Annotated in this window: 10 protein-coding genes and 1 other RNA gene; 8 read left to right on the forward strand and 3 right to left on the reverse strand. The window is 68.8% G+C overall.

Annotated features, from left to right (window positions below; translation table 11 throughout):
- Positions 1–575 (reverse strand): penicillin-binding protein activator (locus tag RWO33_RS16965; RefSeq protein WP_314106337.1); only part of this gene is annotated, 575 nt, incomplete at its 3' end.
- A 68-nt stretch (positions 576–643) separates the two neighbouring features.
- Between RWO33_RS16965 and rsmI the strand changes: the two genes are divergently transcribed.
- Positions 644–1465 (forward strand): 16S rRNA (cytidine(1402)-2'-O)-methyltransferase, encoded by an 822-nt coding sequence (rsmI, locus tag RWO33_RS16970; RefSeq protein WP_314106338.1) that lies wholly within the window; start codon positions 644–646, stop codon positions 1463–1465.
- Between the two features lie 20 nt (positions 1466–1485).
- An RNA gene (rnpB, locus tag RWO33_RS16975) (RNase P RNA component class A) lies at positions 1486–1837 on the forward strand.
- An 83-nt stretch (positions 1838–1920) separates the two neighbouring features.
- Here rnpB and RWO33_RS16980 read toward each other — a convergent pair.
- Both RWO33_RS16980 and RWO33_RS16985 read right to left on the reverse strand, forming a co-directional pair.
- Positions 1921–2415 (reverse strand): DM13 domain-containing protein, encoded by a 495-nt coding sequence (locus tag RWO33_RS16980; RefSeq protein ID WP_314106339.1) that lies wholly within the window; start codon positions 2413–2415, stop codon positions 1921–1923.
- A 118-nt stretch (positions 2416–2533) separates the two neighbouring features.
- Positions 2534–3325, reverse strand: coding sequence for an NRDE family protein (locus RWO33_RS16985; protein ID WP_314106340.1), 792 nt, complete (start codon positions 3323–3325; stop codon positions 2534–2536).
- Between the two features lie 324 nt (positions 3326–3649).
- Here RWO33_RS16985 and mraZ point away from each other — a divergent pair, with 324 nt between their 5' ends.
- The 6 genes from mraZ to RWO33_RS17015 form a co-directional block, all read left to right on the forward strand.
- Positions 3650–4096, forward strand: a complete 447-nt coding sequence (mraZ, locus tag RWO33_RS16990; RefSeq protein WP_145481522.1) for a division/cell wall cluster transcriptional repressor MraZ — start codon at positions 3650–3652, stop codon at positions 4094–4096.
- A 14-nt stretch (positions 4097–4110) separates the two neighbouring features.
- The gene (gene rsmH, locus RWO33_RS16995; RefSeq protein WP_314106343.1) at positions 4111–5079 is read left to right on the forward strand and encodes a 16S rRNA (cytosine(1402)-N(4))-methyltransferase RsmH; all 969 of its coding nucleotides are present in this window, start codon (positions 4111–4113) and stop codon (positions 5077–5079) included.
- Positions 5076–5339, forward strand: a complete 264-nt coding sequence (ftsL, locus tag RWO33_RS17000) for a cell division protein FtsL (RefSeq protein ID WP_068849221.1) — start codon at positions 5076–5078, stop codon at positions 5337–5339. Before rsmH ends, ftsL begins: the two co-directional genes overlap by 4 nt.
- Positions 5336–7183 carry a penicillin-binding transpeptidase domain-containing protein gene (locus RWO33_RS17005; protein WP_145481523.1) on the forward strand — a complete coding sequence of 616 codons (1848 nt, stop codon included), beginning with the start codon at positions 5336–5338 and terminating at the stop codon, positions 7181–7183. The genes ftsL and RWO33_RS17005 overlap by 4 nt, the downstream gene beginning before the upstream one ends.
- Complete coding sequence (locus RWO33_RS17010; protein ID WP_314106341.1) at positions 7180–8661, forward strand: UDP-N-acetylmuramoyl-L-alanyl-D-glutamate--2,6-diaminopimelate ligase; 1482 nt, start codon at positions 7180–7182, stop codon at positions 8659–8661. The genes RWO33_RS17005 and RWO33_RS17010 overlap by 4 nt, the downstream gene beginning before the upstream one ends.
- Positions 8658–9514, forward strand: an 857-nt coding sequence (locus RWO33_RS17015; RefSeq protein ID WP_314106342.1) for a Mur ligase family protein, incomplete at its 3' end; no start/stop codon positions are given. The genes RWO33_RS17010 and RWO33_RS17015, both read left to right, overlap by 4 nt.

Raw genomic sequence — 9514 nt, forward strand, 5'->3', positions numbered from 1 at the left:
GCATCGTCCAGGCTGCCGAGCAGGCCGGCGATGGCCTGCTGGTTGTCAGCGCGCGCCTGGCCACTGAGCGCGGCGTGGGCGCGGGCGCGCTCGGTGGCGGCCCCGACCACATCGCCATTGGCCTGCAGCGCGTTGGCGCGGGCGAGCTGCCAGCGCGTGCGCAGCGGCGCGACGACGGTGTCGGAGGATTCCTTCAGGAAACCCAGTGCCTGTGCGGGCTGCTTGTCGTCCAGCGCCAGTTCGGCGCTGGTGAGGTGGAAGCGCTGCAGGCTGGCGCCGCTGAGCTGGCGTGCGTTGACCTGGGCCAGCAGGGTGCGGGCGCGCGCCGCATCGCCGGCGTCGTGCCAGGCAAACGCCGCATCGGCGAGCGCGGCGCTGCGCGCATTGCCGCGCAGCGTGTTGGCCAGGGCCTCCAGCTGCACCGCGGCCTCACGCGGCTTGCCCTGATCGATCAGCGCCAGCGCCTGGCTCTGCGCCGGCGACTCCGGGGCGCTGGTCAGGCTGGTCGTGGCGCAGCCGGCGAGCAGCAGCAGCGACAACGACAGGGCGGAGATCCGTGCGGCGGGCTTGTTCATGATCAGGTCCATTCGATGGGGTCTCGTACACGTTAGGATTCTACCCTTGACCTGCGAGTGCCGTTGCGATGAGTGCTGTCCCCACGCTGTATGTCGTTGCCACCCCGATCGGCAACCTTGCCGACCTGACCCCGCGCGCGCAGGACGTGCTGCGTTCGGTGGCCGCGATCTGCGCCGAGGACACCCGCCGCAGCGGCCAGCTGCTGGCCCATTTCGGCATCCAGCAGCCGCTGGTGGCCCTGCATGACCACAACGAGGAGGTGCTAGCGCAGCGCATCGTGGCCCGCCTGCAGGCGGGCGAATCGTTGGCCCTGGTCAGCGACGCCGGCACCCCGCTGGTGAGCGACCCGGGCTACCGGCTGGTGCGCGCCGCGCGCGCGGCCGGCATCCGGGTCAGCCCGGTACCGGGCGCCTGCGCGGCCATCGCCGCACTCAGCGTGGCCGGCCTGCCCAGCGACCGCTTCACCTTCGAGGGCTTCCTGCCGGCCAAGGGGTCGGGGCGCCGCGAGCGCCTGCAGACGCTTGCAGGGGAAACCCGGACCCTGGTGTTCTACGAATCCTCACACCGCATCGCGGAGTCGCTCGCCGACATGGTTGCCGCATTTGGACCGGAGCGGCCTGCGGTGCTGGCCCGCGAACTCACCAAGCTGTTCGAGACCGTCCTCGACGGCGACCTGGCCAGCCTGCTGCGGCAGGTCGAAGCCGACGAGAACCAGCGCAAGGGCGAATTCGTGGTGATGGTCCAGGGCGCGGCCAATGACGAAGAGGCCCAGCTCGCTGCCGGCCGCCGGATGTACGCCAGACTGAGCGAGCACCTGCCGCCGTCGACCGCCGCCAAACTGGCCGCCGAACTCACCGGCGCCCCGCGAAAAGCGTTGTATGGCGGATGAGCTGATAGACTACGCATGGCAGAGTCGGCCAGGCAGTCGCGTCATTCCTTCGGGAATGCCGAGGAAAGTCCGGGCTCCGCAGGGCAAGATGCCAGGTAACGCCTGGGCGGCGCGAGCCGACGGAAAGTGCAACAGAAAGATACCGCCTACGTTCCCTCCGGGGAGCCGGTAAGGGTGAAATGGTGCGGTAAGAGCGCACCGCGAGTCTGGCAACAGACCGGCACGGCAAACCCCATCTGGAGCAAGACCAAATAGGGTCCTCATGGCGCGGCCCGCGTCGGGACCGGGTAGGTTGCTTGAGCGCCACGGTGACGTGGCGCCTAGAAGAATGACTGTCCACGACAAAACCCGGCTTATCGGCCGGCTCTGCCACTTTTTTCGCAGAAGGCGAAAAGCCCCAACATCCGCCGAGCGGAGGTCTGGGGCCCCAAGGCGTGACGACCAACGGTCGTCACCTACCGGTCAGGGTCGGCGTACATGCGGTACTGCGCTGCCGAAATGAACTGCGAGAAGGCTTCGCACCAGACCACGACGGTGGTGTAGGCCTCCACGTCCACGTCGGCGGGGACGTCGAGCAGGAAGCGGTCGAAGGTCTTTACGTCGCCGATCAGCTGGGCGTCCTGCTTGATGCGCAGGAAATCGCCGCGGTTGTCCACGAACTCCCGCGCCAGGTACACCTTGTAGTCGGGACCGGGCGCCATGCGGCCGTCGAAGACGATCTGCATCGCGCTGACGCCGACCTTGCCGTCGGCCCAATGCACCGGATCGCTGCCTTTCAGGCCGCGTTCGAAGCGGGCGCTGTGTTCGCTGTTGGCCATGGCCTGCGCTACCACCGCAGCGTTTGGTCCATCGGGTGCGGTCAGGATCGGCAGCAGGTACACGCCCGCGCCGAAGCCGGCGGCGAGGGTCAAGGCATGGGTGGCGAGGAGCAGGGTCAGTCGGCGCTTCATCAGGGGGTTCCGGTCGGTGTGGGGCGCAGGGCGCCAGCGGCGCGTTGGCGCCGGTACCGGAAAAGAGCGCGTGGGCGCGTGGATGGATGCGCCGGTCGGGCCGGCACGTGCGCGGCGTTTACCCTGCAGCGGGAATCGGCACCGGCGCGGAAGGACCCACGCGGAGCGCGGTTTCGCCGATGCAGGCGCCAGCGGGGTCGAAGCGACGCTCGCGGATGAAGCCCTGGCCGCCCGCGTCCAGCGCGATCACGGTGCTGGCACGGGTGCCGTAGTCCGGGCTGCGGATGAACGCCGAGGACAGCCAGCGCTCGCGCTCCAGGCCGATCCCGGTGTCGGGCAGGGTGCTGTCGTCGGCCCGGCTTTCATCGGCCAACGCCGCCCACAAGGGCGCAAGGTCGTCGCGGCCAGCGTCGATCCAGGCCTGCAGGGCTGCATTGAGCGCCTGCGTCTTCGGCCACGGTGCGTCCAGCGGACCGTTGGACATGCCATGGATGCCCGGCGCCAGCGTCTGCCGCAGCAGCGGGTGGTTGCCCAGGAACTGGCAGCTGTGGCGGTCGGCCAGCAGCAGGTTGAACGGGGCGAAGGCTGCCGCATCTCCTGCCAGCGTGTCGGCGAAGCGGTCGGCCGGCGTGGTCGCGCGCAGGTAGTCGGCGACCAGCGCGCCGCGCGATGGACCGGTCTGCCGCGCCAGCGGATCGCGTACGTTGGTCACCACCGCCATGCGGCCGTCGGCGCCGACGCCAGCCCAGGTACCGCCCGAGCGCAGGTCGCGGCCGGCCAGGACGCCCAGGTCGGGCGCCGCCCAGGCGGACAGCGCTGCGGTCGGACGCTGGTGGAATTCATCGCGGTTGCCGGCCATCAGCAACTGCCAGCGGGGGTGGACCTTCCAGGCCAGGGTGAGCAGACACATGCCACGCATTGTGCCGAATCTGCGCAGCAACCGCCGCCTCGCGACCTCGCGCGGACTGAATGCGTGGCGTTGTTTCACGCGGTCTACACAGGCCTGAACTTCGACCCAATCTCAAAAATTGAGACGAAACAGCAACTTGTGGATAAGCCTTGAACAAGTCTCTAAACATTGCTGCAAGCCCTTGATGTCCAAGGTGATTTCCGCCTCGCAAAACTGTTGACAACCCCATCGCCGCTGCTAAGGTGGGCAACGGAGGGAAAACCGGGTTTTTTGTGGTTTTTCGTGGTTCAATGTTTCACCGGGCGAAGGAAAGGTGCACGCGTCGTGTTTCAGGGCGAGACGGCCATCACAGTTGACGACAAAGGGCGCATGGCGGTTCCGACCGCGCATCGCGATCTGGTCGCGCGCGTGAGCAACAACCGCCTGGTCCTGACCTACAACCCGTTTGAGTCCGGCTGCCTGTGGCTGTATGCCGAGGCGGAGTGGGAACGGGTCCGCGACGACGTCATGGCCAAGCCCAACACACAGCGCGTCGTGCGACTGCTGCAACAGAAGCTGGTCGGTTCGGCCGCGCATCTGGAGCTGGATGGCAACGGCCGCATCAGTATTCCGGCAAGCCACCGCAACGCTGTTGGCATTGAAAAGAAGGCGGTGTTGCTCGGCATGGGCGACAAATTCGAATTGTGGAGCGAGCAGGCTCATCGCGCACTGATCCAGCAGACGTTGTCTGACGAGGATCTGGGCGATGGGTTGCTCGACCTGAAGTTGTGACCCGGGGTGCCCGGGTGCGCGGAGGCGCGCAGGCCGGTCACCTTCCGGTGTCGCAGTCGCCGGCGGGCCATCTACCGGTGCTGTACACGCAGGTCCTGGACGGCCTGAAGGTGATCGAAAACGGAACGTATCTCGATGGCACGTTCGGTCGCGGCGGTCATGCCCGCGGCGTGCTCGAGCAACTCGGTCCTGGAGGCCGGCTGCTGGTCATGGACAAGGATCCGGAGGCAATCGCGGTAGCCGAGCGCGATTTCGCGCCGGACCCGCGTGTCTCGATCTTCCGTGGCAGCTTCGCCGACCTGCTGCACTGGAGCGCAACCGCCGACGGCCTGGACGGGGTGCTGTTCGACCTCGGTGTGTCCTCGCCGCAGCTGGACGTGGCCGAGCGCGGTTTCAGCTTCGGCAAGGACGGCCCGCTGGACATGCGCATGGACCCGGACAGCGGCGAAAGCGCCGCGCAGTGGCTCAACCGTGTGGAAGAGCGCGAGCTGATGGATGTGCTCTGGACCTATGGCGAAGAACGTCAGGGGCGCCGCATCGCACGCGCGATCATCGCGCGCCGCGACAGGCAGCCGTTTACCCGCACCGCCGAACTGGCCGAGCTGATCGCGTCGGTGATGCCGCGTGGCAAGGACAAGATCCACCCGGCCACGCGCAGCTTCCAGGCGATCCGCATCCACATCAACCGCGAACTGGCCGATCTCGAGGCCGGGCTCGACGCCGCCATGGCGCGGCTGAAGCCGGGTGGTCGGCTGGCGGTGATCAGCTTCCACTCGCTGGAAGACCGCATCGTCAAGCAGTTCATGAACCGCCACGCCAAGGCGCCGCCGAGCAACCGCCGCCTGCCCGAGCTGGCCGCGTTCGTGCCGACCCTGGACCTGGTGGGGGGCGCGATCAAGGCCGAAGACGACGAGCTGGCGGTCAACCCCCGCTCGCGCAGCGCCGTGCTGCGCGTGGCCGAAAAGCGCGCGGTGGCCGGATGAGCCGCCTGCTGCTGGTCGTGCTGCTGGCCTGCACCATCGCCTCGGCGATCGGTGTGGTGTTCATGCGCCATCGCCATCGGCAGACCTTCGTCGAACTGTCGCGCGTGGAGCGTGCCCGCGACGAACTGAACATTGAATTCGGCCGCCTGCAGCTGGAGCAGGCAACCCTGGCCGAAGCCACCCGCGTCGACCGCGTGGCGCGCGAACGGCTGGGCATGAAGTTCCCTGAAGCGGCCGATGTCGTGGTGGTGCGGCCATGAACAAGACCGGCCGCAACCGTGCGCGCAACAGCTTCAACCTGCGCCAGCGCCTGAAGTGGGTCGGGCTGGCGCTGGGCCTGTGCTCGGTGTCGCTGGTCGGCCGTGCCGCCTACGTGCAGCTGGTCAACAGCGACTTCTACCAGCGCCAGGGCGAAGCGCGTTACCTGCGCGAACTGCCGATCAATACCTCGCGCGGCATGATCACCGACCGCAACGGCGAGCCGGTCGCGGTGTCGACCCCGGTCGCCTCGATCTGGGTCAACCCGCAGGAACTGATGCGCGCGCCTGACCGCATTCCGGAGCTGGCCACCGCACTGGGCATGCCGCTGGACGAGCTGACCTCGAAGCTGAGCCAGAAGGCCGACAAGGAATTCATGTACCTGCGCCGCCGGATCAACCCGGACGACGCGGAGAAAGTGGTGGCGCTGAAGATCCCCGGCGTGGCCTCGCAGCGCGAATTCCGTCGTTTCTACCCGCAGGGTGAAGCGATGGCGCACGTGCTCGGCTTCACCAACATCGACGACCGTGGCCAGGAAGGGCTGGAACTGGCGTTCGACGAATGGCTGCGCGGCAAGGCCGGCGCCAAGCGGGTGATCCGCAACCGCAAGGGCGACACGGTTGAAAGCGACCTGCTGCGCGCGGCCGAGCCGGGCAAGGACCTGACCCTGAGCATCGACCGGCGCATCCAGTTCCTGGCGTTCAAGGAGCTGCGCAACGCGCTGATCGAGAACAAGGCCGCCGGCGGTTCGATGGTGATCATGGACGTGGCCACCGGCGAAGTGCTGGCCATGGTCAACCTGCCGACCTACAACCCCAATTCGGTGGGCGGCGCCGCGCCGGACACCCGTCGCAACCGCGCGGTGACCGACCTGGTCGAGCCGGGTTCGACCATGAAGCCGTTGACCATCGCCTCGGCGCTGCAGTCCGGCGTGGTCACCAAGGACACCACGGTCGACACCAACCCGGGCTACATGGCGATCGGCCGGTATACGATCAAGGACGTGCCGCGCAACAACGGCGTGCTCAACGTCACCGGCGTGATCACCCGCAGTTCGAACATCGGCGCGGCCAAGATTGCCGCGAAGATGCCCGACCAGGTGTTCTACGACCACGTGCACAGCTTCGGCTACGGCTCGTCCCCGCACAGCGGCTTCCCTGGCGAATCGGCCGGCGTGTTCCCGCGCCCGGCGCGCTGGAGCGGCTCCTCCAAGACCACCATGTCCTACGGCTACGGCCTGAACGTCACCCCGTTGCAGATCGCCACGGCATACTCGGCACTGGGCAATGGCGGCAAGCTGATCGCGCCGACCTTCGTCAAGGGCCAGCGCAACGAAGGCAAGCAGATCATCGACGAAAACGTCGCCCGTGAAGTGGTGGCGATGATGGAAACGGTGGTCACCCAGGGCGGCGCCAAGCAGGCGGCCGTGCTCGGTTACCACGTGGCCGGCAAGACCGGTACCGCGCGCAAGGCCGGCCCCGGCGGCTATGAGCGTGGCCATTACAACGCGCTGTTCGCCGGCGTGGTGCCGGCCAGTAATCCGCGCTTTGCCACCGTCATCGTGATCAACGACCCGCAGGCCGGCAAGTACTACGGCGGCCTGGTCTCGGCCCCGGTGTTCCACAACGTCATGGAAGGCGCGCTGCGCCTGATGGACGTGCCGCCGGACGATATCGATTCCTGGCTGGTCGCCCAGCAGTCGGGGAAGATGGGCCACGCCGCGTCCTCGCTGCCGACCCCGCCGCCGGCAGAGGCCGTGGTCGCGCCGGACGCCGCCGCCGAATTCGATGCCGCGTTGCCCACCGCGCACGCCCCGGTGCCGCCCGCGCAGGGAGGCACGCAATGAGCCAGATGATGTTGCTTTCGCAGTTGCTTCCCGACGTGGTGCTGAGCCACGACCCCTCCATCACCGGCCTGGTGCTGGACAGCCGCGCGGTGCGCCCCGGCAATGCCTTCGTGGCCATCGCCGGCTTCGGCGCTCACGGGCTGGGCTTCGTCGACCAGGCCCGCGCCGCGGGTGCGGGCGCGATCCTGTTCGAGCCGCCGGCCCCGGCGGAGCTGCCGGCCCCCGCCGACGCCATTGCCGTTCCCGGCCTGCGCGCGCGCATGGGCGGCATGGCCGACCAGTTCCACGGCCATCCGTCGCGCACGATGACCATGGTCGGGGTCACCGGCACCAACGGCAAGACCTCCACCGTGCAGCTGCTGGCCCAGGCCTGGCACCTGCTGGGCACGCCCAGCGGCAGCATCGGCACGCTGGGCGTGGGTCTGTACGGCCACGTGGTGCCGACCGGTTTCACCACGCCGCTGGTGCTGCAGATGCATGCGGTGCTGGCCGAACTGCGCGACCAGGGCGCGGCTGCCGTGGCCATGGAAGTCAGCTCGCATGCGCTGGACCAGGGCCGTGTCGACGCCGTTCATTATGACGTGGCGGTGTTCACCAACCTCACCCGCGACCATCTCGACTACCACGGCGACATGGCCCGCTACGGCGCGGCCAAGGCCAAGCTGTTCCACCGTGAGGGCCTGAAGGCGGCGGTAGTCAACCTGGACGACAGCTTCGGCAGCGAACTGCTGCGCACCATCGCACCGGGCGTGCGCCAGATCGGGGTCAGCTCGCGCGGCGCGCAGCAGGCCGCGCTGCGGGCCGATTCGCTGCGCATGGACGGGCGCGGCATTGCCTTCGACCTGGTCGTGGACGGCGCGCGCCACCCGGTGCAGTCGCCGCTGCTCGGCCGCTTCAACGTGGACAACCTGCTGGCCGTGGCCGGCGCGCTGTTCGCGCTCGGTCACGCGCCGGAGGCCATCGCCCACCTGCTGTCGCAGCTTCAGCCGATCGCCGGGCGCATGAACCGCCTGGGCGGCGAGGGCGGGCAGCCGACCGTGGTGATCGACTACGCGCACACCCCGGACGCGCTCGAACAGGCGCTGGACAGCCTGCACGGCCACCTGGCCGGGCGCCTGTTCTGCGTGTTCGGCTGCGGCGGCGAACGCGATACCGGCAAGCGCCCGCAGATGGCGGCGATCGCAGAGCGCCTGGCCGACGGCGTGGTGGTCACCGACGACAACCCGCGCGGCGAAGACGGCGATGCCATCGTCGCCGACATCCTGGCCGGGCTGGCGAATCCTGCCGCCGTGACCGTGCAGCGCGACCGCGCCGCGGCCATCGCCACCGCGATCGCCCAGGCGGGCGAGGGCGACATCGTGCTGATCGCCGGCAAGGGCCATGAGCCCTACCAGGAAATCAACGGCGTGCAGCATCCCTTCAACGACACCGAGGTGGCGGCCGGCGTGCTGGCGCAGCGACAGGAGGGCGCACGATGAAGCGCACTCCGCTGTCGCTGATCGCGCATTGGGCCGGTGGCGAGATCCATGGCGACGACACCGCCATCGACGCCATCAGCAACGACACCCGTACCCTGGCGCCGGGCAGCCTGTACGTCGCCCTGCGCGGCGAGCGTTTCGACGGGCATGACTTCGCCGCCGACGCGGTGGCCCGCGGGGCCAGCGCGATGCTGGTCGAACGCCTGCTCGAGGTGGCCGTGCCGCAGATCGTGGTCGGCGACAGCGAACATGCGCTGGGCCGCGTCGCGGCCGGCATGCAGCGCGACCGCAACGCCGCGGTGTTCGCCATCACCGGCAGCAACGGCAAGACCAGCGTCAAGAGCCTGCTGCTGGCGATCCTGGAGCAGTTCGCGCGCGAACGCGGCGCCGTGGTGTATGCCAACCCGGGCAACCGCAACAACGAGATCGGCCTGCCGCTGGCGGTGATCGATGCGCCGGAAGACGCCGACTTCGCCATCTACGAGATGGGTGCCGGCAAGCCGGGCGACATCGCCTACCTCACCGACATCGCCCGCCCGCAGTACGCGCTGGTCAACAACATCGCTCCGGCGCACCTGGAGCGGATGGGCAGCCTGCAGGGCGTGGCCAGCACCAAGGGCGCCATCTACGCCGCGTTGCCCGCCGATGGCGTGGCGGTGATCAACGCCGACGATGCGTTCGCGGCCTGGTTCGAGCAGCACATCGTCGGCCAGCCGCCGCGCAGCCGCGTGCTGCGTTATGGGCTGGACCACAGCGCGGAAGTCACCGCGCAGGCGATCCGACCGACCGCCGAGGGCAGCCAGTTCACCCTGGTCGCGCCCAGCGGCGCGATCAGCATCGCGCTGGCGCTGCC

This window comes from uncultured Stenotrophomonas sp., from assembly GCF_963519925.1.
In the GTDB taxonomy this organism is placed as follows: Bacteria; Pseudomonadota; Gammaproteobacteria; order Xanthomonadales; family Xanthomonadaceae; genus Stenotrophomonas; species Stenotrophomonas maltophilia_AE.

Excerpts from the sequence above, each read along its gene's own strand:
- RWO33_RS16980 (WP_314106339.1), bottom strand. The coding sequence starts at position 2,415 with ATGAAGCGCCGACTGACCCTGCTCCTCGCCACCCATGCCTTGACCCTC.
- RWO33_RS16985 (WP_314106340.1), bottom strand. The coding sequence starts at position 3,325 with ATGTGTCTGCTCACCCTGGCCTGGAAGGTCCACCCCCGCTGGCAGTTG.
- ftsL (WP_068849221.1), top strand. The coding sequence starts at position 5,076 with ATGAGCCGCCTGCTGCTGGTCGTGCTGCTGGCCTGCACCATCGCCTCG.
- RWO33_RS17010 (WP_314106341.1), top strand. The coding sequence starts at position 7,180 with ATGAGCCAGATGATGTTGCTTTCGCAGTTGCTTCCCGACGTGGTGCTG.
- rsmI (WP_314106338.1), top strand. The coding sequence starts at position 644 with ATGAGTGCTGTCCCCACGCTGTATGTCGTTGCCACCCCGATCGGCAAC.
- RWO33_RS17005 (WP_145481523.1), top strand. The coding sequence starts at position 5,336 with ATGAACAAGACCGGCCGCAACCGTGCGCGCAACAGCTTCAACCTGCGC.